The sequence below is a fragment of the Flavobacterium sp. P3_A6 genome (assembly GCF_056403035.1).
Map to the genome: position 1 here is coordinate 136,849 of NZ_JBFUGG010000012.1, position 23,408 is coordinate 160,256.

Genomic DNA, 23,408 nt, shown 5'->3' on the forward strand with positions numbered 1-23,408 from the left:
CAGCTATTCCTTATTTTTCCAAAAGCTATAGAAAAATCTTTTTGTAAATTATGTTAATTAGTTTTTTTTATTGCCCTATAATCGGATATAATGGAAATTGATTCATTAAGATAGTGGTTAGATTTTAAGCTGTCAAGCTGTATTTTATTATATTCGATAAGTGATGGATAAAGTAACAGCAATGATTTGTTGTATTCGGAATTGTATACGTTTAAATTCAGGTTATCTATTGCGAAATTATTGATTTTCTCCGATAAGCTGTTAATGTTTGATAGATTTTCGAAAACAGCATCTAAGGTCATAGGTATTTCAAATTTTGATTTGTTTATTATTGCATCAATATTTGCATTGAGTGCAATAATGGAGTTAAAGTAAGTGTCTTGTGCTACTCTTTCTCTGCTTTTTTGGGCAAGCGATTCAATTAATTCATTGCTTACATAAGGAGTAAAACGAATTCTTGAATTTAAGGTTTCATTTTTTAAAGCTGTTGGGAAATCACTTTCTTTCTGAAAAACATCTTGATAAATAGTAGGGATTAGCACGTCAGGAATAACGCCGATGGCCTGGTGGCTTTTTCCGCTAATTCTGTAGAACTTACTGACTGTTAGTTTTACAAAATGCTGATCATCATTTTTTTCTAAAGGCAGTATAGTCTGCATAGTCGCTTTTCCTAAAGAGGTGCTTCCTATTATGATAGCTCTGTTGTAATCTTGCATAATATCGGCAAAAAATTCGCTTGCCGAAGCTGAATTTCCATTAATTATAATTACAATAGGGCCTTTGTAAATAACCCCTTTGTAAGGATCGTTTATTATTGATAATTGTTTTTTGTTATCTGTCACTATCGAAATTGGACCGCGGTCAATGAATAATCCTGCTAATTTTACAGCTTCTTCCATAGATCCGCCACCATTATCAGTCAAATCAAGAATTAGCCCTTTAATGTCATCCTGCATTAGTTTGACTGTTTCTTTGGCAACATCCTGTGCACACCCTTTGCTGTTTCCTTCTTCAAAATTGGAGTAGAAACTGGGGATTTTTATATAGCCTGCTTTGATGCCTTTATCTGCTATGAAGCTGTAAACGGTGTTTTCTTCATCTTTTAAAACCTGCTTTTCAATAAATACTTTAAAGGGTTTTCCCGAATTCCGTTTAAGTGTTAATGTAAGGTTTGTGTTTAATTCCGAAGATATCATTGTTGCAATCGATTCCAGTGAAGAACATGAAACTTCCAAAGTTTCTTTTTGATTGGAAATGGCCAATATTTGATCTCCTTTTTTGATTTTACCAGTCTTAAAAGCCGGACCGTTTGGATCAATTTCAATTATATTGATTTCGTTCTTTTCATTTAAGCTGACTTCTAATCCAAGTGAAAGTTTTTCTTTGGATAAAGTGGATACAAAACTGGATTTAGTTTCATTGCTGAAATAATTGGTATGGGGATCAAAATAACCGCAAAAAATATTATAAAAATTATCTTCAAAAGGTTTATCGTTTGTAAGCGACACATTGATTTTGCAGAGTTCGTTCTCAATAATGCTTTTTTGGGATCTGAGACTCATAGCGCTAAAATTGATCTTAAGCGAATCTAAATTCTTGCTCTTTCCGGCAATATCATTAAATACTTCGTATCTTATTTTCTTGTTCCAAGCTTTCTCTATTTCGTTTGCTTTTAAATAGAAATTAGAATCTTGTTTTTTGAATCTGACAGTATCTTTTGTGTTGTAATCAATAGTTTCTTTGTTGAGTTTTTCTAATATTGCCTTGTTTCTTAAAAGTGATTTTTTATATTCCTTTCTGATGTCATTCAAAAAAGAACAATTATTATTCAGAATAAGATCGTCTAATTGAAGCCTGAATATATTGGAAAGTGAATCAGCTTGTGATTTTAAAAAAATATTTCTTGAAGGGTCTAAATTGTTCAATAATTCATCAAAAACATAAGCCGACAAACTATCATTCACCGGCTTTGGATTGTAGTGTTCTTTTTGAAGCAGTTTGTTTATTTTGAGTAAAATATCACAATTAGTACTGCTATTTTGTGCAAATAGAGAAAATGTTGAAAACAGCAGTACTAATGTGATTTTTTTCATAAACAGTTTATTTTTTATAAAAAGGGAGTTTTACCACTTTGGCAGGAACATCATTTTTTCTGATTCTGATAAAGATATCGCTGTCAACAGCGCTATTTTCTGTAGTAACATAACCTAATCCGATTCCTTTATTCATTGAAGGTGACATCGTTCCTGAAGTTACAATTCCTATAACAGCTCCCGAAGCATCAACAATCTCATAATCGTGTCTTGGAACAGAACGTTCCTGCATTTCAAAAGCTACTAATTTTTTGGCTACGCCTTCTTCTTTTTGTTTTTTCAGATTATCTGAATTGGTGAATTCTTTAGTGAATTTGGTAATCCATCCTAAACCAGCTTCAAGTGGTGAAGTAGTGTCATTGATGTCATTGCCATATAGGCAGAATCCCATTTCTAAACGCAAAGTATCTCTGGCTGCCAAGCCAATTGGTTTAATTCCGTAAGAAGCACCAGCCTCAAAAACTTTGTTCCAAATTGTTTCTACTTCCGAGTTTTTGCAATAAATCTCAAATCCGCCTGAACCCGTATAGCCAGTCGCCGAAATTATTACATTGTCAAAACCAGCAAAATCAGCTACTTCAAAATGGTAATAGGCTATTGCAGATAAATCGATAGAAGATAAAGACTGCATAGCCTCAACTGCTTTTGGCCCTTGAATAGCCAATAAAGAATAATCATCAGAAAGATTTCTCATTTCCACTCCCAAATCATTGTGAGCCGAAATCCATTCCCAGTCTTTGTCAATATTGGAAGCGTTTACAACCAATAAATATTGTTCTTCTTTCATTTTATAGACAATTAAATCATCTACAATTCCCCCTTCATTATTAGGCAAACAGGAATATTGTGCCCTCCCAATTGTCAAAGCCGATGCGTCATTCGAAGTTACTTTTTGAATCAAAGCCAATGCATTTGGACCCGAAAGTATAAATTCTCCCATGTGCGACACATCAAAAACACCTACTGCATTTCGAACCGTTTCGTGTTCTGCATTTACCCCTTCATAAAGAATAGGCATATTGTATCCAGCAAACGGTAGCATTTTCGCTCCCAAACCCTCATGTATGTGCGTTAAAGCAGTATTTTTCATTTGTTTTTTATATAAAAATTAAAGTGCTAATTTATAGCTTTTATTTTGCTTGGCAAAGGTTATAAAAGTTGAAATATATTTAAAATAAAAGCATTTTTGGGCGTAACTCCATTGTTTAAAATTGCAGTCGTACCTCCTTTATTTTAAACAATGGAGTCGGGCTTTCGGCTTTATCTTTATTTTTTTAAAGAAAAAAAATAAAGGATATCGCCTCTATCCCTTACGCGGGGTATTGCGGTTAAAAATGGGGAAACAAAGTTTGAATGATACTGTTTTATAATTATTTAATTAGTTTAAAAATCAGAAGTATAAAGTTAATTATTTCTAGTGATAGTTTATTTGAAAAAAGAATTGAATTTAAAGTAAATAATTAAAAAGACTTTTAATTATTTACTTTAAATTTTACTTTCAGTAATCTCTTTTATAATATTCAAATGGTGCTGCGTATGCAGTTTTATAAAACGGATAGTGGGTTTTAATTTCAAATGCCCCAAAAACGGATGATTAAAATAGGCATCAGGATTCAAGCTGTTTAATTTTTCTAAATTTTGCTTATTATTTTCAAGATGTTTTTTTAAAGAATCCGCAGTAAAATCTTCTTTGGGCTGAACTGCTTTTGGTGCTCGAATTTTTCCTCTTGGAATTTTATTCATCACAAATACCAGAAAACGGTTGAAGTTAAAAGTCTTTCTGTAATTCTCAGGATTTGATTTTTGTATGGAATCAATGGTCAGGTTCATTGTCAATAAGGCATGCTCAATATGCCAGCCTACAGATGATTTTGAAACCAATGGATTGAGTATTTCTTGGTTTTGGATTTTGTTTTCTAACTCTGTCAGCAGCGTTTTTAGTTCTTCCATAATAATTGGTGAATCAGTTTTGTACACTCCTATGATTTTTACGAATGGAAGATTATTGAAAGCTTATTGCTTTTTTGGAAATAAATTTTGAACTACCCATGCTGGGCCAATCAATAAAAATTGAATGTCTTTTAGAAAAGATGGTTTTTTGCCTTCGATATTATGACCATAAAACTGACCAATCCAAGCCACAGCAAAAACAGCTATTGAAAATGCCCAAAGCGGTACAAATTGCCCAATATAAAAATTAAGGACTAAGCATAAAAATGAAAATACAGCTATTTTGACTGCCATCGAAACTGATAATCGGATGTAGAAAAACAATACAAAAATCAAAACTACTGCAGCCCAATTTTCAATAATAGGCTGGTTGAGATGTAATGTACTATTCAGAAAACCACTTGGAATACTCATTAATAATCCCACAATGGAAAAGAAAATTGCTGGAACACAGATGTAATGTATCGCTTTGTTTTTTGGGTTTTGATGACTTACTGCATATTCTTCAAACCATTGATCTAGTGTTTTCATATTTAGATATTTTTTTGTTTTAATTTAAATAGTCAGTATTGGATTATATTTAAGATACTTTTTTTTCTAGCACAATAAATTCCAGCGGTTGAGAAATAACCGCATCGGTACCATTGAGAGGGAAAGGTTCTCTAACGCCAGTGTCTATAAACCCATGACGGTTGTACCATGCTATTAATTCTTCACGAATAGAGATAACAGTCATTACAATTTTAGGTAAATTCAAGGACAAAGCATGTTCTTCAGCTTTTTGTAATAATTTTTTTCCAATACCGCTATTTTGTAATTCGGGTGAAACTGTAAGCATTCCTAGATAGAGCTTGTTTCCTTTATCTGTAAGCAATACACAGCCAATAATAGTACTGCTCTCTGTGAATTTTAAAATTGTATTTTCTTTATTATTAATAGTTTTATATAGTTCATCTGCAGTAATTCTTTCATCTTGCAGTAAATTAGCTTCTGTAGTCCATCCCAGCTTAGATGTTTCCCCGCGATAGGCAGAATTAATTAATTTTTCTAAGACAGTTATATCTTCTACAGTTGCTGTACTAATCATTTGGGATTGTTTAATGGGGTATTTTTAATGCTTATTTCATCCAAAGGTAGAAAAAAACTACAGCAAAATTATCTTTGGCTGCAGTTTTTAGAGTGTGCTATTAAACCCAGATTTCTAATGCTGAATCTGAGTTAAAAGAATATAAGCAGTGAGATTTGTTTCTTATTGGTTTTAAATTTCAATTTTAGCTCCCATAATTTTTAAAAATTCTCGAATGAAACTTGGATGTGCCGGCCATGCAGGCGAGGTAACCAAGTTTCCATCCACAAAAGCACCATCGACAGGAATTGACTGAAAAATTCCGCCTGCCAATGTTACTTCAGGACCTACTGCTGGATATGCGGTCAGTTTTCGACCTTTTACAACGTTAGCTGCCGTTAATATCTGAATACCATGACAAATAGCTGCTACAGGTTTATTGGTTTCAAAGAAATGTTTTGTTATTTCGATTACTTTTTTGTTTAATCTTAAATATTCTGGGGCTCTTCCGCCCGCAATGACCAATCCGTCATAATCGTTCACATTAACGTCATCAAAGCTGTAATTCAACGCAAAATTATGCCCTGGTTTTTCAGTATAGGTTTGATCGCCTTCAAAATCGTGAATAGCAGTTTTTATAGTGTCTCCCTTTTTTTTATCGGGACAAACGGTATGAACCGTGTAACCTACCATTTCCAGCATTTGGAAAGGAACCATAGTTTCATAATCTTCGGTGAAGTCACCAGTAAGGAACAATACTTTTTTCATTTTATCTCAATTTTAAAATTATTATAAGGTGAATCTTATTTTTTTGATTTATAAAGTTAATGAAAAGAGATTATTTGTTTGATTTTTAGAGTATTAATTTTTTGTATTTCTTTTGGTCTTCAAATGATTATTAAACTTATCATCCTTCCTACGTCAGCATGACAATATTGGGTGTGGGTATTGTGTGATATCTGCCAAATTAGCCTTAAACAAAAAAGCTGCAAAATAAAGTTTCCTTCATCTTTGCAGCTTTTGATAAATATTTTTAAGATTAGATAATTAATCTTCTTCGATTTCAAATTCAGCGTCTTTTTCCCAAATCTCCATTTCGCAGGGCTTGCAGTTGAATTTTAGTTTGTATTCTAATTCTCCCTGTTTCAGTACCAATGGCTCTTTCAGTTTGCCTTCCATCGTGTCTTTATGGTATTTTGGACATTTGGCCAGCTCGTATTTGATGCAGTATTTGGTTGTCATCACACGTGATTTTCCCGGATCCCATTGCAGTTCAAATGCTTTTTCGATTTCGGTTACACCATGACGTTCATAAAATTTACGAGCCAGTTTGTTCGAAACATTATACATGAAATCCAATTTGGTTTCAGGATAAGGGTGATCTGTTTTTTCAATTTTGCGTTCTTCGCGTTTGTAATTTTTCAAACGGGTTTCCGACAATTGTTCGTAAACCGTTCTGCGCATTTCATTGATTTTTGAAATAGGCAAAAACCAATTGTCTGTAAATTGAATCGTTATTTCATCAGCTGTGTAAGGCGTAAAACCTGTTTTGGCCAATTGCGTTTTGATATTTTCTTCGATAGACAGATTATTTTTGGTTTGTTCTTTCGGATGAACCAATTGAACTGAACTGGTGTTTCCGTCTTCGTCAGTGGCAAGCAGTTCAAAACCGTTTTTGTTTTCGAACAACAATAATGAAGTACTGATTTTTCGAACAGCACTGTCTTCACGCTCCACTATTTTGATAAAAGCGGCATCATTATTACGGTATATGAAAGTGCCGTCTTTGATTTCTTTCAGGACATTTGGATAAGCCAAACCATTTTCAGCTTTATTGACATAAATTCCTTCTGCTTCGTTGTTGTCATTTATGTAGCACAAACCGTCACCATTGTTCAATTGTTCGCCGTTTTCAATTTCATATGCATTTCCAACAGTTCGAATTAGTTTACCAATGTATTGTCCTTTGGATTTTGGACTTTCCCAAGAACCAATAGTGTCATGTCGTTCATTAACAAAATAATCGGTATAACCGCGGTTAAAAGTACGGTTCAATGCCGAATCGAAAGTGTAAGTACATTTACCGGAAGATGCTTTGGTGTATTTGTCATTGCCTTCAAGGAAAGCATCCAGTTTTTGTCTAAGGTAGGAAACGTTGTTTTTTACATAAACAATGTCCTTTAAACGGCCTTCGATTTTGAAAGAACAAACGCCGGCTTCTACTAAACTTGGAATTTCATTTGAAACATCAAAATCTTTAATCGAAAGTAAGTGTGTGCTTTTTATTAATGTTTCTCCGTGACCATCAATCAGGTTGTACGGCAGACGGCAGTTTTGAGCACATGAACCGCGGTTAGCAGAACGTTCTCCATTGGCAACACTCATATAACAGTTTCCGCTGAAAGAAACGCATAGTGCGCCGGTAACAAAGAATTCCAATTCCACATCAGTAGCATTGCTGATTTCTTTGATTTGGTGCAGGTTCAGTTCGCGGGCCAAAACGACGCGCTTGATTCCGGCATCGGCCAGGAATTTCATTTTGTCAGCGTCTCTGTTGTTGGCTTGTGTACTGGCGTGAAGAATGATAGGAGGTAAGTCCATTTCCATAATAGCCATATCCTGAATGATAAGAGCATCAACACCGATATCGTACAGTTTCCAAATCATCTGACGGCAGGTTTCCAATTCGTTATCATACAGAATCGTATTGATTACGACAAAAACCGGAACATTGTATAAGTGGGCATATTCTACCAAGGCAGCAACATCTTCAATGGAGTTGGTGGCATTGGAGCGGGCACCAAATTGCGGAGCACCAACATAAACAGCATCGGCACCACTGTTAATGGCTGCGATACCATGAATTAAGTCTTTTGCAGGCGCTAAAATTTCTATTTTCTTCTTCATCAGTCGATGATTTTTTTAAATTCTAAAAAGCGTGCAAAGGTCTTATAAATATTCCAAGATTTCTAGCCTAAAGGGATTTTTTTTGAATGTAATGGCAAAGTAATGGCAGTATATAGGCTTGAAGATGTCAAATTTACAATTTTTGGCAGGTTTTATTTAGGCTGGGAGGTATTCAGAATTTTAAATTCTAAGGTATTATTTTTATTTAGTTTATAGCTGTAAATTGTTTTTCCTTCAACGTGTCCATCATTATTGCCAAATCATCTCAAATACAAAACCTACTTCCCAATTAAGCTAATTACTTAAATCCATTACCGTAACTGTTATAAGCAGTCTTTAATTTAATTAAATCGTTTCATAAAATCAATCATGCTTAGTTTGTACCCATTCAGAAGTTTAAACAATTCTTTGCTAACTTGGAACATATTAAAAGCGTAATCTACCCTTTTGCTAATCGAAAATTCTGTTGTTTCAGCTAATCTTATTTTCATCATGAAATCATTACCATTATCAATTCTGTCAGTATTTAGTTTCATATGCTCATTCGAAAAATGAATAAACCCGCTTGTATTTTCATATAATAATCTAAATCCTGGATAAAGAGAATCTAATTTTTGTGATAAATAAAAGTCTGACATTTTCTTGCCTTGGGCATCTTCTATATTTTTTATATGTTCTCCATTTTGAATTCGATTATAAAAATTTAGTCTGTCTTTGACCAAACTTAATGCAAATAATCTCATGCAATTATCAGCTTGAAGCCTTAGCAAATTTATTGCTGTTATCCAATTATTTGCTTCTGCAAGAGTTTTAAAAGCTCTGTTAAGTTCTATTGCCCTATGCACTATTGAAAAAACAAAATGGCTAGGTTTAGAAAGTAACTTTCGATCTGTTTCATTTTTAAAAATGTCTAAAGCTGTTTGATTTAATTTTTCATTTAATTGCTCTAATGATTCAAATATTAGAATTAAATCGGCTTCAGTTACATTTTCATTTAAAGATTGTTTATCCATTGTGTTCGGAGAAGATTACTTACAACTTGTATTTAACAAGCTATAAAACAGCTTTTTTTTAGTATTCAGCTAATTTAGTTTTTTTGTGTAAATAATTGTAAGGGTATTTTTATTTTTTTTTTTAAAAATAAGATTCCTCTCGTTTTCCTTAAAAGTTGTGGTGATTTGCATGAGGGATAGGCGAAAGCTACCGAAGTAGCCCAGATAGCCCGACCGCGGCAGGGAAAGGGGGTTGTGTACCCGCAACAGTGAATTAGCCCCTTTTCTGCTGTGGTCACGCCCAGAAAAGTTAAGGCTTAAAGTTTGGAATTTGAGTTTTAGAATTTTGTACCTTTAATAGAAAAATTAATCTTATGAATGCTCCAATTTCCATTGATAGAAATGAAATTTTAAAACGGTATAAACCGATTGTAAAGCAAACCCACAAAGGCCTGCAGGGACACTCATTGCTCATTGGCGGGAGCTATGGCAAGATTGGAGCGGTGTGCTTGGCTAGTAAAGCTGCGCTGAAAACGGGTTGTGGGCTGGTAACGGCTTTCGTGCCACAATGCGGTTACGGAATTATGCAAATCTCCATTCCGGAAGTGATGGTGGTAACAGATGATCATGATAAATACCTTTCGGAGATTACTTATCATTTGGAACCCGATGCAATTGGTATTGGTCCAGGATTGGGACAGAAAATGGCAACCCAAAAGGCACTTCACGATTTTTTGTCAAACACCAGTGTTCCAATGGTTATCGATGCCGATGCGCTAAATATTTTATCGCATAATCCGTCTTGGGTTGCGTTGGTTTCCCCTAGAACGGTTTTGACTCCACACCCCAAAGAACTGGAAAGGTTGATAGGGAAATGGTATTCGGAAGAAGAAATGTTTAGTAAAGCGGTTGTTTTTTCGCTAGTGAACCAAATCGTTATTGTGATGAAAGGGGCACCAACCTATATTATTGACGGCGAAACTATTTATCGCAATACTACAGGAAATGCCGCGCTTGCGACAGCCGGAAGCGGTGATGTACTGACGGGAATGATTACGAGTCTTTTGGCACAATCCTATAAGCCTTGTGATGCGGCTATTTTGGGAGTTTATCTGCACGGATTGACTGCTGATATCGCTCTGCCCGAAACAGGTCATCAATCATTTATAGCTTCATCGATTATTGAGTATCTTGGGAAAGCGTATTTGAGTTTGGAGTCTTAAAAATTGTTTAATCGTTTAAAGGTTTAACCGTTTAAAAGTTTAATTGTTTTATGTTGTATCGAACGTAATTTCATTGAATCAAGGATTTCTCGCTGGATTTTTTCCAAGTATAAATCTCGCAAAGGCGCGAAGACGCAAAGAAATCGGTTCAAAACTTTGCGACTTTGCGCCTTTGCGAGACCAAACAAAGTTTAACTGCAATTTATAGAATTTAGTTTTGGGTCAAGGTATTGCATGATGTCTTTGCATTCGAATGACTTACCCAAAAAAAAGAGACAAGAATTAACCTGTCTCTTAGTGTTTTGTTTAAAAATTACTGTTTAATAGTTGTATGCAACAGCTTCCAATTTGGAGTCAGTTTGATTAGTAATCACAACAAAAGGAAAGCCTTGTTCTGCAGCCTGTTTTTTAATTCTAGTTGAAGCGTCTGCAATCCAATCTGATTTTGTCAGACCTTTTGGTTTGTGGATTGTGGTTTTTAAAGCCACTCCTTGATGTAAACCGTTTGTTTGTGTGTTTGCAATAAACTGCACATTTTTATATCCTTTTTTCCCTGAAACATCTACTTTGTGATTATCGATAAGTATACTGTTTGTCTTTTTATCAATTACCTTGTCAATAGCAAAAAGACTGATTTCGTTTACAGTACTGCTTCCAGGAAGCGAATAAAAAACGGTGTTGTTTTTGGTAGTGACATAATTTACTTCTAGTTTTTCTCCATTTTGTTTTACAATAATGTGAGAGTCAGCAAATAGAAAAGAGGTAAATAAAGCAAGGGCAAGCGTGAATATTGTTTTCATATGTGTTTGAATTTTAATTTAATTGTATAAAAGTTTTTCCGAATCTAAATTAGTTTCGAAAGCTGATTTTTAAGCAAATAAATTAAATTCTGGCGGCGGATTTGATAAATCCAAAATTACTGATTGCGGTAGGGCAGTTCCTTTGCTAAAGTGCAGTTCAGTCGAAGGTATGGTTTGGAAAGGAATACTGAAAGGAGCCTGAAAATCTAAAACTATTTCAAATGTTTTTTCTTCCACTTCGGATTTGCCTTCTGGCAGTGCTTCTTTTTTATCAGTAGTTTTTCTTTCGGAAACTGTTTTTATAATAGTAGAAACAGACGGCGTTGCCCAAGTTAGGGTAAGCATAAAACAAAGAGTATAAAGTGCTATTCTGCGTGCTGTTTTCATGTTGGTAAATTTATAGGAAAGTCCAGTAAAATCAAAGGGTTTGACAGAATTTTGGGTATTAAATGAACAGGTAATCGAGGATTGAAAAATAAAGCGATTTAGACTGGATTGCCCCTTTTAAAAGCAGGGTAGTCTGTGGGATTATGTCATAATTTTAATTAATACCCTGATAAAAATGCACTTATGTTTGTTTTTGAAATTTGAATCGTCTTTGTTAAATTTATTTTTTGTCTGGAATTAAATCTTTTTAAATAAATTATTCATTGGCATTTAAATTTGCAGAGAAGTTTATTGATATTTGCTTTGTCAATTGTATTAAAAAAGGAAATAAAAAAAGTATAATGAAAAAGCTGTTTTTTATAGTAGCTGTAATTTTTTCACTGCATAGCTGCAACAAAAGGGAAAGCAAAACCTTTAAAAAGTTTTACAAAGCTTCAAAAGGGGATTCAACGGCTCATCTGTCATTGACATTTACAAAAAACACTTTTTATGGAGAGTATGAAATCCAATATGGACTTTTAGGGAAAGATTCTGGTGCCGTTCGGGGCAATCGGATTGGAGATACATTACGGGGTGATTTCTGTTATAGATCGTATGGAGGCGATATAAAAAGAGCACCTTTTGTTATATTGGAGAGCAATCAAAAACTAAAACTGGGTTCTGGATTGATTTCGACTTATATGACTATTCCTTTTTATGTGAAAGGAACATTAGAATTTAAAGACTCCAATTTTTTATTTGAACCAATTGAGAAAAAGGAATTTGGGAAATGATTTTTCGAGTTATTTTTAACATAAATTCTTTTTTTTAACCATTAAGAAATTAAGAAACATTAAGCTTAATTGACTTAATCTCTTAATGGTTAGTTTTTTAATTCTTACAATTTCATGGTGTAACCCAATTAATTTTTATATTTCCAAACCAATACATCCGCAGTTTTCATGGAAGGTGTTCCAATGATAATTTCAGCATTTGCAGGGATTTTCATTTCATAAACCTTATCAGAATAGTTTACTGCAATTCCGAAACCATCTCGATATTCCACCATTATGCCTTCTGGATAATTTTCAATTGGGATGTTTTGCTGTTGGTATAATTTAGTCAAGACTTGTTTTTCAAGATCTCCTTTTTTCGAATCTACGCCAATGTATGTTACCGTTCCTTTACCTAATTTATGAAAGACTACAGCAGGAGTTCCAGCATAAAAATCACCTTGATAAGTTCCCCATATTTCTGTCCCTTTGTCTGGTTTCAATAAATCGCCCCAGCTTGTCCATGTGAAATCCTGACCTTCGAATTTAATTTTATCTGGAGATTGAGGCATCAGTAAATCATAAGATTCAATTTCGGAACCAATCAATTTCCACATCGGCTGATAGAATTTAGCTTCCCAAAGATGGCCTTTTCGGTTTTGGATTCCTGTACGGCAGCTCAATATTAGGTTTCCTCCATTTTGTGCATAAGCAGTCAGTTTATCAATCATTTGCTGGTCAATCATCTGATAAGCAGGAACGATTAAAACAGGATAATTTGAAAAATTTGCAGTATCACGAACAAAATCTACAGGAGCGCCAAATGATTTTACAACCTTGTAATATTTTGTAAAATGGTCGATAGTATTCCATTGGTTGGTTTGCCTGTTCAGTTCAATACCCATCACATTATCGGCATTGAATAAAATTCCGGTTTTGCGCTGCAGATAGTCTTTTGGCAATTGAGCTTTGGCATCGTATTTTTTGCGAAGCGTATTGATTTCTTTGATGAACTGGCTAAATTCCAATCCGCCAGGGGTTGGAGTAACACCATCGGTTCCCACAATCCCGTAATGAAATTGTTCGAAGCCGTACAAAGGCGCGCGAAAGCGGTAGGTACAGGTAAACTTGCTTCCGCCGGCAAAAACATGCCATAACCACATACGGATTGCTCCGGGCAGCGGCTGCGGATTAATGCTTCCCCAGTTTACTTGTCCTGGCTGTAATTCCATCACGCCGTAAGCTCCTTTTAGCGGACGGAAAAAATCATTAGACATTGAAATACGGGAATATTCTCCCACGCGATAGCCTTTTGGGCCAATGCCAAGATCGTTGCCGTAAACCATATATCGGGTATAGCTTACAAAATCAAGTTCCTTGCTCATTCCTACATAGCCCACATCATACATCGGAATGTAATTAGAAGTGATCCATTGATTTGGGTTTGAAAATTTGCGGATTTCTTTGGCTTGATCGTCCAAAAAAGTAGCGGTTTCATTATCTGCAAAACGGTAATGATCAAGTTGTGAGTGCAGGTTCATTCCCCACACAGCATGCAGCGGAATATTGATTTCGTCAAAACTGCTGTAGGTACCGCTCCAGAAATTGTTTCCCCACGCTTCGTTGACTGCACCAATGGTTTTATATTTTTCTTTCAGCCAATCGCGGAACCGCACTGGAGCATCTTTTCCATAATCTAGAAAACGGCGTGGCTCATTATCTACTTGCCAGCCGATGATGCGCTTGTCATTGCCATATCTTTTGGCTAATTCTGCAATCATTTTCATGGAATAGGAACGATAGTAATTACTGGAAAAGGTGGCATGCTGGCGGGTGCCATGATCCATTTTGGTGCCATCTTCGTTGGTAGCAAGCACTTCAGGGTGTTTTCGTACGAGCCAGACAGGAGGCGTAGCGGTAGAAGTGCACATAATGACTTTTAGGTGGTATTTCTCTGCTAGTTCCAATGATTTATCGAGCCATTTGAAATCGTATTTGCCTTCTTCCGGTTCCAGCTGTGCCCAAGCAAATTCTCCAAAATGGGTGAACTCAAAACCCATTTTTTCCATGTTTTGAAAATCACGCTCCCATTGAGATGGATCCCAATGTTCTGGGTAATAGTAAACTCCCACAGATGTCAAGTCTTTGGCAGGGAAGAATTTTTCTAATTTTTGTGCAAATGTAACTGTACTAAAAAGAAGCAGTAATGCCAGAAAGCAGTGTTGATAAAATGCAGTAAATTTATATTTCATAAAAAAATATTTAGAAGTGTATGAATTACAAATATAAGTTTTTTTAAAAAAGGTTTAAGATTTTTTAAATCGTTTAAAAGTTTAGGCTTGCTTAAAGGTTTAGCTGTTTGAAAGCTTTATTGTTTAAATTGTTTAACGATTTGAGCGGTCTAGTTAAATCTTAGAATTTTAGTTTCTTAGCAGCTTAGCGTCTTAAAAGAAAATAGTTATTTGTAAGTTTGCAGTTCATAAAATTGTATTATGCGAAAACCGCTTGAATTAAGAACCGTAAATGTTACGCGCTACATTTCGCCCCTGCGGGAAGGCGGTTCACTGCCTGCTTTGGCAGAAGCCGATGATGATTTTAAATATGTTTTGAAATTCAGGGGTGCGGGACATGGCGTAAAAGCACTGATTGCCGAACTGATAGGTGGTGAAATCGCAAGAGTTCTAAAACTAAAAATGCCCGAATTAGTTTTTGCCAATCTTGATGAAGCTTTTGGCCGTACCGAAGGTGATGAGGAAATTCAGGATTTACTGCAGGGAAGCCAAGGACTGAATTTAGCACTGCATTTTTTGTCGGGTGCTATTACTTTTGATCCTGTGGTGACAAAACTTTCACCAGAGCTGGCTTCGCAAATCGTTTGGCTCGATGCTTTTATTACCAATGTCGATCGTACGTTCAGGAATACCAATATGCTTATCTGGCATAAAGAATTATGGCTCATCGATCATGGAGCATCGCTCTATTTTCATCATTCCTGGAACAGTTGGGAAACACACGCCAAAAGTCCTTTTGCATTGATAAAAGACCATGTGCTGCTTCCTCAAGCAACCGAATTGCCAGCAACCGATGCCACTTTTAAAAAATTGCTAACCAAAGAAATTTTGCAAGATATTGTTAATTACATTCCGGAAGACTGGCTTCATTGGGAAGACAGCGAGCAGACTCCAGACGAAATCAGAGCTGTTTACTTTCAGTTTTTATGGACGAGATTGAATCATTCTGAAATTTTTATAAATGAAGCCCAAAATGCAAGAGAAAAACTTATATGAGTATGCCGTTATTCGCGTAGTGCCAAGGGTAGAACGCGAAGAATTCCTAAACGTAGGCATTATTCTGTTTTGCAAAAAAGCAAAATTCATAAAAATGCTCTATGCTGTGAATGAAGCAAAATTATTGATGCTTTCCGAAGATTTTGATTTGGAACAGCTCGAACTGAATTTAGAATCTTTTCAAAAAATTGCTCAAGGAGGCAGGGCAGGAGGTCCTATTGGCGAGTTTGATATTCCGTCCCGTTTTCGCTGGTTGACCGCTATACGTAGCTCAGCGATACAAACTTCAAGACCGCATACGGGTTTTTGTGATGATTTGGACGAAACTCTTAAGCGATTGTTTGAAGAGTTGGTTTTGTAATAGTTTTTGTTTTAGCTTTAAAATGTTTTAGCCACAAATTCCACAAATTTCCACAAATTAATTAGTGCTAATTTGTGGAATTTGTGGCAAATAAATAAGCGTAATTACTTTGCAGACTTTAAGCGAGCTAACTGAATGAAAGACTTAAAGTCTATAGTGAATTATTTCTTTGTAAAAACTAAAAAATCCTTATACACTGCCGATCTCGCATGCATGTGTCTTAAGCCAATTCTTCCTTCAAGTATTGCTGGAGCATTGGAAAGATCCCACGAGAATAGTTTTGAAATGTTTTTCCCAACGACCTTGAAATAGAGTTTTTGATTGGTTTTGATGATTGTTATTTTGTAGGTTTCATTTGGATTAAACAGTCCGGTTTCAAAACTCGCATTTGGAATTTCAGTTGTGGTATTGAAATTTTGTCCAGCAAGTACAGGATATTTTCGCACTCGGATATAATCGTTTTTTATGTCGGTGTTTTTATTGTCATACGAAGCATAACTGATATGAAGAGCTTTCATATTCGTATAATACGTTTTCATCGCCGGAATTTCTCTTAAATTATTCCATTGCGATATGTCTTCATAATAAGGAGCAATGCCAATACCCGTCGCCTGAATGTATAAAATTGTTGCCCAAGCCGTTTTAGTGTCTGTTTTTGTATAGCTGTATTCGATTTTTACATCGCCTGTAAACGAATCTCTTGTCCATAATACAGCATTATAAGCATCGTCTCCTTCCACATTTCCACCGCTAAAAAGCATTCCTTCCTTTGTGTTTTTAATATCGGCATGAAGCCCGTCCAAAAACCATTTGGACTGCCAGTCTTTAGTACAGGAATCATTAAACTGTAACTGCCATTGTTTGGATTGGTTTAGGGAATCAAATTCAGAAGAATCAGTATTTTGACCTCTCATTAAAGCTGTGAAAAAAAGTATCAGAATCAGCAGTAGGTTTTTATTCATTGTAATATTTTTTTATTGTCTAAAGTAGTAAACTTATTTTTAGTAGGCTGTCTGTTTTAGATTGATGAGAATGAAAATCAGCAATAAAATTAAAACCATTCTTTTCTGAAAAAACATCGAAGTAATTTCATGCCTGCTATCTCGTTTTCAAAGCTTTAATCAGCTTATTGTTGCGTTTGTCGGCTCTGGAGTTTTGTAGAGAAATAACAGCCCAAATTGCTGCGGGAATCCAGCCAATTAATGTTATCTGCAAAATCAGACAGAGAATAGAAGTAAGGATTCTGCCTCTCAAAAAGAAAGAAAGAAACGGAAAAAATATTGCAATTAATGTCATAGTATTTCTCGGTTATGAAGTTTTTTTAAAACATTTTGACGTCACTTCCGCTTCTTGAAGGCTGGTAACGATTTGCCCAAATATATAAAATCAAGATAACCTTTACAAATAGAGTTTTTTATTCAACAGCCTCTTTCAAGCCGATTTTTGATACTGCTTTTCGGTTCCAATACATTATATATATCGTGCCAATAATCGATGGAGTAACCCATGCGATTAAATTTCCCAGTCCTAATCCGGCAACAATGAAAGCGGTAATGGAGGCAATTAATGCACCAACCATTTTCCCAATATGCTTTGTCAGCCAGCTGTTTTTTATTTTTGTAAAATTTTTGTAAAATATAAAATCTTTAATTGTCATATAAAATCCAAAACCGCCAAAAAAAGCAAATAAGATTCCGTTAGTTATATTATTTATGACACAATAAATCCCAATCAAAATCATTATTATCGAGGAAAATAGCATTGTTCCCGAAATGAATCGGTCTGTGAAATCAGCTTTAGTTTTTAATTTTAATTTAAATGTCAATGCCCGATTTCCTGATGTAACAAGATAAATGGTGAAAATGCCGATCAGGAATAAAAATAAATTTTGATGTTTTGGCATGAAACAAATAGGCAGTGACAGCAGTGAACTTGTGACCATTCCAATTGAGAACAGTTTTCCCATTCGCTTATGTAACTTTTGTCCTTTTTTGACAATTATACTTCCGATTCCTGTTATTAGTCCAACCCCGCCAAAAAAAGCGTGGAAATAAATTAAAATGGTAATAGCCTGTTCCATTTTTAGTTTTGTTTAGTTCAACGGTTCAAACTTCGAGGTATAAACTGATTTTATAAAAACTTTATTTCCGAGCTGTATGTTTTTTTGGATGAGCTGTAAAAAAGTAAAAAATATATCTTGTAATCGGATTACAAATCATAAGTGTTCGAAACCTCATTCCGGATTTAAAATTGTATTTACTTTGTTAGGATCTCCTCCACATTTTTCAACTATGTCTTTAATAATTAAAACTTCTAATTCTTGTGCAAACTTCAATTTTACAATTTTATATCCTTTGAATTCATTGAGTTTTTTATAAACCACTAACAAAATAGCTGTTATCAAAGTCATATACATTACTACTTTTACACCATTGATATTTCTGCTTAACAAATGACTAAAATTTAGATTCTGTTTTATGAATTTAAAAAATACTTCAATTTCCCATCGTTGTTTATAAATTTCTGCAACATCCTTTGCTGTTAAGGTTTTACTGTTGGTCAAAAAATAAAACACTTCACCATTTTCCTTTTCTTTTGCAATGATTAAACGCAGGAATTTTTGAGTTTTTTTATTTCGTTTGTCATATAATTTTACCTCTAAATCTTGTTCTAATATTAATCTTTCTGTTTGATTTTCATCAATTTCAAATTCTTTAACCGTTTCAAAACGAGTATAATTATTCAATCTTGTTACAAAGGTTAAATCATCCTCATTTAACTCTTCAAATGTTGCTCTTGCCTGAAGCCCTCTATCAAAAACCAAAATATTGTCAGCACTTAGGGGGCATTCTTTTATCAATTCTTTTAATGCAAAATCCTCTGAAACAAACGACTGTTCTGTGAAGATTTTTGAATGAACCGGTACGTTTGAAAAAGCTATGCTAAATTTTACAAATTTCTTGTCTCCTTGTTTATTAATTTGCATCCCTTCTTTTAATAATTTAGATGAAATACTAACCAGCGTGGAATCAAAAGAAATAATATTGTGCTTCTTCTTCAAATATTTGTCTTGATACTTTTTTAAGCAACTATTGAATATTGCTTCAAAATAATCAGCATTTATATTAACCAATCGATCTCTGATAGAATTGTATTTTACACCTTTATAGCTAGTATTTGCAATACTTTTGAATGCCAACGAATGATAAAATTCTTCCATTACCCGCAAACTATTGTGTTTGATGTTTAACATCGAAAACAATAGTAATTGAAACATTGTTTGTCCATGAAGTTTCTTTACTTGATGGTCAACATTATAAGCGAGTGATAGTTTTTCTAATTCTCCTTTCGGAATATATTCTAAAACTTCTTCTAATTTCATAAGTTTGTTTTAGACTCAAATATAATAACTTTGAGGTTTCGAACACTTATGGCGTGACGCTCGTGCTCGCGGGGAGATTTTTATCATATTTATGGCTTTCAAGAGCTTTTAAAAAAAACGCAAAGTCTCTTGACTTTGCGAAGCTGGGGGCTTAGTATACGAACACAGGAAATTCAATATTTAGATTTTCAGAATGGGGACGTATTAATTTGCATTGAATTTTGTGCAAACCTAAATATTTTGCTGTAGTAGTACATGAGTTAGAATTTGCCGAATTTTTATCTACTTCTTGAGAAACGCAATTGTCTGTTTTGGCTTCTTGTCCCGTATTATATACAGTCCATTTTATTTCTTCGAAACCTTTTCTTGTATACAAGATCGTATTGTCATATAACTTAAATTCAATTTGTGCACCTTTAGGAATTCCTTTTGAATAAGGAAAATATTCGTGTGACTTATCATCAAACGAATAGCTACATTTCAACCAAAAATTCTTTTTTTCATTTTTCAAATTACCGTTAGCTAATAATTTAAAATTTGGATGTTTGACCAAATAGTTTTTCCAATCAAAACAGTAAAATTTGTATGTTAAAGAAGGAGTAATGTTGTATACTTCTTCTCGAAGACCATCTTTATTGTAGTAATTAGAAATAACTTCTTTAGTCAAATCCAAAGCTTCGACAATATTGTTTCCTATTAATATCGAATTGTCGCTTGCTTTAACTTGAAGTTTTGCTGCCATGTCGGTATGAAGACTAGTGGTAGTAAGTTCATCACAACCGCTGAGTCCATAGTATGACCACAAAACATTTTCATCGCTTCCGTAGTCGATGCCAACTCGAATTCTTAATGGATTAATATCATTCTTTTTGAAAATGTCCGCCAAATCGACCGAGATAAATTGAGTCAATATTGTTGAAGCATTTAGCGCATTTATAATAGAGTTTATTGGCTCCCTATTTCTCCTACAAAAAGTAATAAATACTCCATCGCCTTGTAATCGTTGAATGTGCCCACCAAATTGGTTAACGACTAAAATAATTAAAGACAAGATTGTATCTTTAATCATTCTTACGTCTTGAATAGAATATTTATCAACAAGTTTTGTTGAACCTTTAATGTCAACAAACATTGATACTGAATGATGCATTAAATAATTTGTATGATCTAAATCGCTAAAGTCTGGATGTGTACCAATACAAATATTAGAAAAAGCGTAGTCATTATGACCATAATTTTCGAAGATAAAATTCTCATCGTATTGTATTAGTGTCTTATTCGCATCATATTTAACGGGAACATTTAAATTTTCACTTAGATTAGAATAGTTTCTAGCTTTACTAAAAGTTATTGCTCTATTCTCTAAACTAAATGACTTATTTTTTGATAAAATTTCGTCTATTCTAGACAATGAATTATTGAATGTTGTTCTCATCTAAACACAATAAGAATAAAAATTATTAAAAATAGAATTATTTCAAAATAAAGAATATACATTGCTTTATTCAGAAATTGATATTTTTTGGTCAAGCCTTTCGAAATAGTATGAATTTGATATTGCAAATCTTTCTCGAAGGCTAAATCGTCAAGCTTGTTGAAAGATTCAAGATATTTCTGCTGGCTTTCAAATTTGCTTACTGATCCAAAAAAAATATGCGATTGATATTCCTCATCGATTGAATTTCCCGAATCTGTATAAGGAAATAATGCTTTGATTGTAAAATATAAAATTCCTAAAGCACTAAAACAGATTAGAAACAAAACTACATTAAATATTTTCAGAAAAGGTTCGTTACATATAAAAATATCTGCTATTGTGCTTCTGTTCACTAAAATACATCCTACAATGAAAGTGTTTAAGGAAACAATGAATGTTCCTTTTACATTTGAAGCGTTTATGTAATTATCAAACCTTGTGAGTATGTATTTTAAATTGTCGTTCTTTTTATCCATGATGTTTATAAAAATTTCTGCTAACTTCTAAGTATACGAAACAAACTTTCACTAATCTTTCCAACTAGCAGATGTATACACGAAAGTTTCTTTTTTTCTTTTTTTCAAATATATGTTTTTTTCTTGCCAATTTTAAAATTTAATGCTGAATAATAGTCTTTTAAATTTTGTTGTAAGAAACAATGCTGTAGTTTTTAAAACTATATCTCTTAAAAATTCTGATACTGTCGTAGCCCTGATGGAAGCGACATCCTGTGTGCCTGTCTCGTCCCAAAAGACGAGAACAGATACAGCGGACAGCAGGATTAGCTCCTAAAAAATACTGCTTAAATTTTGTTATTATTCTCTAAAGGCAGTTTATTGAAATTTACCTAAATCAAATACTTACGTAAAAATACTTAGTTTTTTTGAAAAACTGCGTTTTGGCAGGTTTTGTTCAAATGAAAGCCTCTAATTTTGTCATGTAAATAAGTAAAATACTTAGACGTAAGTTTGATACTTAGAAAAGGAAACAGTGTTAAACAATTAATTTTTTTTAAAATGAGTTCAATATCAACAAATCAACCGCTTTCAAGTTTAAACATTTTTAGTGGCAAGGGTGTTCAAATGCGTACCTTCCACATTACATGGTTAACATTTTTCTTTTGCTTTTTTGCATGGTTCGGTATGGCATCACTTATGCCAATCGCTAAAGAGCAATTGCACCTGACAAAAGACCAATTAGGTAACATTCAAATTGCATCTGTATCGGCAACGATCATCGCCAGATTATTAATAGGCCGATTAGTTGATAAATTTGGACCAAGATTAATTTATACATGGTTATTAGTGATTTGTTCTGTACCGGTCTTACTAATTGGTACTTCACAATCTTATGAAAGTTTCCTGTTTTTTAGATTGGCTATCGGAGTTATCGGTGCTTCTTTTGTTATCACACAATTTCATACTTCAGTAATGTTTGCCCCATCTATTAAAGGAACTGCAAACGCTACGGCAGGAGGATTTGGAAATGCAGGTGCCGGTTTAGCTAATATTACCATGCCTCTTATTGCAGCAGGATTTGTGGGATTAGGAGTGTGTACTAAGGAAGACAGCTGGAGGTATGCCATGGTTGTTCCAGGAGTAATGTTATTAGTTTTTGCATTTTTATATTTCAGATTTACCAAAGATTTACCAAATGGTAATTATAAAGAACTTGGAATTGAAAATGAGAATAAAGAAAATACATTTATGCTGGCTGTAAAAGATTACCGTACTTGGGTTTTGACTATTGCTTATGCTGCTTGTTTTGGTGTTGAGATTACGATTGATAATTTTGCTCCAATTTATTTTACAGATACTTTCGGTGCTAGCTTGAAAATAGCAGGAATTTGTGCCGGTATTTTTGGAATGATCAATATTTTTGCAAGACCATTAGGAGGCATTGTTGCTGACAAAGTAGGTAAGAGATATGGTTTTTCAGGAAAAAATTTATTGCTTGCCTTACTGCTTCTTATAGAAGGTGTAGGTGTTATTTTCTTTGGTATGACAAATCAATTAGGAGTTGCTATCTTTTTAATGTTCTTGTTTGGAATGAGTTTAAAAATGGCAAATGGTGCAACATATAGTCTTGTGCCATTCATAAATCCAAAAGCGATAGGAAGTGTTGCCGGAATTGTAGGAGCAGGTGGAAATATAGGAGCGATGTTAATTGCTTTCTTGTTCAAAGCCAAAGCAGTTAAATTTACTAAAGACGTGATTGACGAAAGTGGAGTATCACAAACCAAGGATTTGATTGATTACACCAATGCTTTTTATATATTAGGAATCATCATTCTAATAACTGGAGTAGTTGTTTTAGCTGTGAAATTTGCAGTTAAAGATAAAGAAGAAGAGAAATTACCTGTAGGTGTTGATTTAGCTTATCAAAGAGTAAAATCTTAAATCTACAAAAATAGGAATAGTATATGTTTCGATTATTGTTTAAAAGAAAGGCTGTCCGGATGGATAGCCTTTCTTTTTTTTACGCAGATTTTTTTTGCTTGGGTTTTAAATAATTTTTTAAAAAATCCGTGCTAATCTGTTTAATCTGTGTCATCCGTGGCCTGTCCCGTCCTGAAATCACACGACGATGTTAACACAGTTGAATACCGAATACAACTGGCATGCCTCAGTCTCAAATTTTCGTATTTTTATATTCTCTTCAGAGACAAGCTCCGACGTTAAATGGCACTTTTTTAAGTCCCTCCTGAAATCTGGGATGGAATGTATAATGT

At 34.1% G+C, this 23,408-nt stretch carries 22 protein-coding genes; 5 read left to right on the forward strand and 17 right to left on the reverse strand.

All coding sequences use genetic code 11. From position 1 onward, the window contains the following. Positions 1 to 53: 53 nt before the first annotated feature. The 8 genes from AC1DVP_RS13415 to AC1DVP_RS13450 form a co-directional block, all read right to left on the reverse strand. Positions 54 to 2,093: a S41 family peptidase gene (locus AC1DVP_RS13415; RefSeq protein WP_477183984.1), complete on the reverse strand. Its 2,040-nt coding sequence runs from the start codon at positions 2,091 to 2,093 to the stop codon at positions 54 to 56. A gap of 7 nt (positions 2,094 to 2,100) precedes the next feature. Further along, entirely contained in the window at positions 2,101 to 3,183 is a 1,083-nt protein-coding gene (gene gcvT / locus AC1DVP_RS13420; RefSeq protein ID WP_477183985.1) for a glycine cleavage system aminomethyltransferase GcvT, read from the reverse strand. Between the two features lie 395 nt (positions 3,184 to 3,578). Then, complete coding sequence (locus AC1DVP_RS13425; protein WP_477183986.1) at positions 3,579 to 4,070, reverse strand: DUF1569 domain-containing protein; 492 nt, start codon at positions 4,068 to 4,070, stop codon at positions 3,579 to 3,581. A gap of 36 nt (positions 4,071 to 4,106) precedes the next feature. Then, on the reverse strand, positions 4,107 to 4,574 hold the full coding sequence (locus AC1DVP_RS13430) for an Mpo1 family 2-hydroxy fatty acid dioxygenase (RefSeq protein WP_477183987.1): 468 nt from the start codon (positions 4,572 to 4,574) through the stop codon (positions 4,107 to 4,109). A gap of 49 nt (positions 4,575 to 4,623) precedes the next feature. After that, complete coding sequence (locus AC1DVP_RS13435) at positions 4,624 to 5,130, reverse strand: GNAT family N-acetyltransferase (RefSeq protein WP_477183988.1); 507 nt, start codon at positions 5,128 to 5,130, stop codon at positions 4,624 to 4,626. Positions 5,131 to 5,301: 171 nt separating this feature from the next. Beyond that, positions 5,302 to 5,877: a DJ-1/PfpI family protein gene (locus AC1DVP_RS13440; protein ID WP_477183989.1), complete on the reverse strand. Its 576-nt coding sequence runs from the start codon at positions 5,875 to 5,877 to the stop codon at positions 5,302 to 5,304. 279 nt (positions 5,878 to 6,156) lie between these two features. Continuing rightward, positions 6,157 to 8,016, reverse strand: coding sequence for a peptidase U32 family protein (locus AC1DVP_RS13445; RefSeq protein WP_477183990.1), 1,860 nt, complete (start codon positions 8,014 to 8,016; stop codon positions 6,157 to 6,159). Positions 8,017 to 8,357: 341 nt separating this feature from the next. Continuing rightward, a complete protein-coding gene (locus AC1DVP_RS13450) occupies positions 8,358 to 9,029 on the reverse strand; it encodes a hypothetical protein (protein WP_477183991.1) in 672 nt (223 codons plus the stop codon). A gap of 353 nt (positions 9,030 to 9,382) precedes the next feature. Here AC1DVP_RS13450 and AC1DVP_RS13455 point away from each other — a divergent pair, with 353 nt between their 5' ends. Next, positions 9,383 to 10,231, forward strand: a complete 849-nt coding sequence (locus AC1DVP_RS13455; protein WP_477183992.1) for an NAD(P)H-hydrate dehydratase — start codon at positions 9,383 to 9,385, stop codon at positions 10,229 to 10,231. Between the two features lie 320 nt (positions 10,232 to 10,551). Here the strand turns inward: AC1DVP_RS13455 and AC1DVP_RS13460 are convergent, their stop codons facing one another. Both AC1DVP_RS13460 and AC1DVP_RS13465 read right to left on the reverse strand, forming a co-directional pair. Beyond that, positions 10,552 to 11,031, reverse strand: a complete 480-nt coding sequence (locus AC1DVP_RS13460) for a hypothetical protein (RefSeq protein WP_477183993.1) — start codon at positions 11,029 to 11,031, stop codon at positions 10,552 to 10,554. Positions 11,032 to 11,100: 69 nt separating this feature from the next. Next, complete coding sequence (locus AC1DVP_RS13465) at positions 11,101 to 11,418, reverse strand: hypothetical protein (protein ID WP_477183994.1); 318 nt, start codon at positions 11,416 to 11,418, stop codon at positions 11,101 to 11,103. Between the two features lie 341 nt (positions 11,419 to 11,759). Here AC1DVP_RS13465 and AC1DVP_RS13470 point away from each other — a divergent pair, with 341 nt between their 5' ends. Beyond that, positions 11,760 to 12,191, forward strand: coding sequence for a hypothetical protein (locus AC1DVP_RS13470; RefSeq protein WP_477183995.1), 432 nt, complete (start codon positions 11,760 to 11,762; stop codon positions 12,189 to 12,191). A gap of 128 nt (positions 12,192 to 12,319) precedes the next feature. Here the strand turns inward: AC1DVP_RS13470 and AC1DVP_RS13475 are convergent, their stop codons facing one another. Further along, positions 12,320 to 14,422, reverse strand: a complete 2,103-nt coding sequence (locus AC1DVP_RS13475) for a beta-galactosidase (protein ID WP_477183996.1) — start codon at positions 14,420 to 14,422, stop codon at positions 12,320 to 12,322. A 240-nt stretch (positions 14,423 to 14,662) separates the two neighbouring features. Here AC1DVP_RS13475 and AC1DVP_RS13480 point away from each other — a divergent pair, with 240 nt between their 5' ends. Together AC1DVP_RS13480 and AC1DVP_RS13485 are read left to right on the forward strand one after the other, a co-directional pair. Beyond that, entirely contained in the window at positions 14,663 to 15,457 is a 795-nt protein-coding gene (locus AC1DVP_RS13480) for a HipA family kinase (RefSeq protein ID WP_477183997.1), read from the forward strand. Then, entirely contained in the window at positions 15,435 to 15,818 is a 384-nt protein-coding gene (locus tag AC1DVP_RS13485; RefSeq protein WP_477183998.1) for a DUF3037 domain-containing protein, read from the forward strand. Before AC1DVP_RS13480 ends, AC1DVP_RS13485 begins: the two co-directional genes overlap by 23 nt. 161 nt (positions 15,819 to 15,979) lie before the next feature. Here AC1DVP_RS13485 and AC1DVP_RS13490 read toward each other — a convergent pair whose 3' ends face one another. The 6 genes from AC1DVP_RS13490 to AC1DVP_RS13515 form a co-directional block, all read right to left on the reverse strand. Continuing rightward, positions 15,980 to 16,780 (reverse strand): DUF1961 family protein, encoded by an 801-nt coding sequence (locus tag AC1DVP_RS13490; RefSeq protein WP_477183999.1) that lies wholly within the window; start codon positions 16,778 to 16,780, stop codon positions 15,980 to 15,982. 136 nt (positions 16,781 to 16,916) lie between these two features. Next, positions 16,917 to 17,114 (reverse strand): YqaE/Pmp3 family membrane protein, encoded by a 198-nt coding sequence (locus AC1DVP_RS13495; RefSeq protein ID WP_477184000.1) that lies wholly within the window; start codon positions 17,112 to 17,114, stop codon positions 16,917 to 16,919. 118 nt (positions 17,115 to 17,232) lie between these two features. Continuing rightward, positions 17,233 to 17,898 carry a hypothetical protein gene (locus AC1DVP_RS13500; protein ID WP_477184001.1) on the reverse strand — a complete coding sequence of 222 codons (666 nt, stop codon included), beginning with the start codon at positions 17,896 to 17,898 and terminating at the stop codon, positions 17,233 to 17,235. Between the two features lie 153 nt (positions 17,899 to 18,051). Then, positions 18,052 to 19,200, reverse strand: coding sequence for an IS4 family transposase (locus AC1DVP_RS13505; RefSeq protein WP_477184002.1), 1,149 nt, complete (start codon positions 19,198 to 19,200; stop codon positions 18,052 to 18,054). 151 nt (positions 19,201 to 19,351) lie between these two features. Further along, positions 19,352 to 20,635: a nucleotide-binding domain-containing protein gene (locus AC1DVP_RS13510; RefSeq protein ID WP_477184003.1), complete on the reverse strand. Its 1,284-nt coding sequence runs from the start codon at positions 20,633 to 20,635 to the stop codon at positions 19,352 to 19,354. After that, positions 20,632 to 21,153: a Pycsar system effector family protein gene (locus AC1DVP_RS13515; protein WP_477184004.1), complete on the reverse strand. Its 522-nt coding sequence runs from the start codon at positions 21,151 to 21,153 to the stop codon at positions 20,632 to 20,634. The genes AC1DVP_RS13510 and AC1DVP_RS13515 overlap by 4 nt, the downstream gene beginning before the upstream one ends. 540 nt (positions 21,154 to 21,693) lie before the next feature. Here AC1DVP_RS13515 and AC1DVP_RS13520 point away from each other — a divergent pair. Beyond that, positions 21,694 to 23,076, forward strand: a complete 1,383-nt coding sequence (locus AC1DVP_RS13520) for an MFS transporter (protein ID WP_477184005.1) — start codon at positions 21,694 to 21,696, stop codon at positions 23,074 to 23,076. Positions 23,077 to 23,408 lie beyond the last annotated feature (332 nt).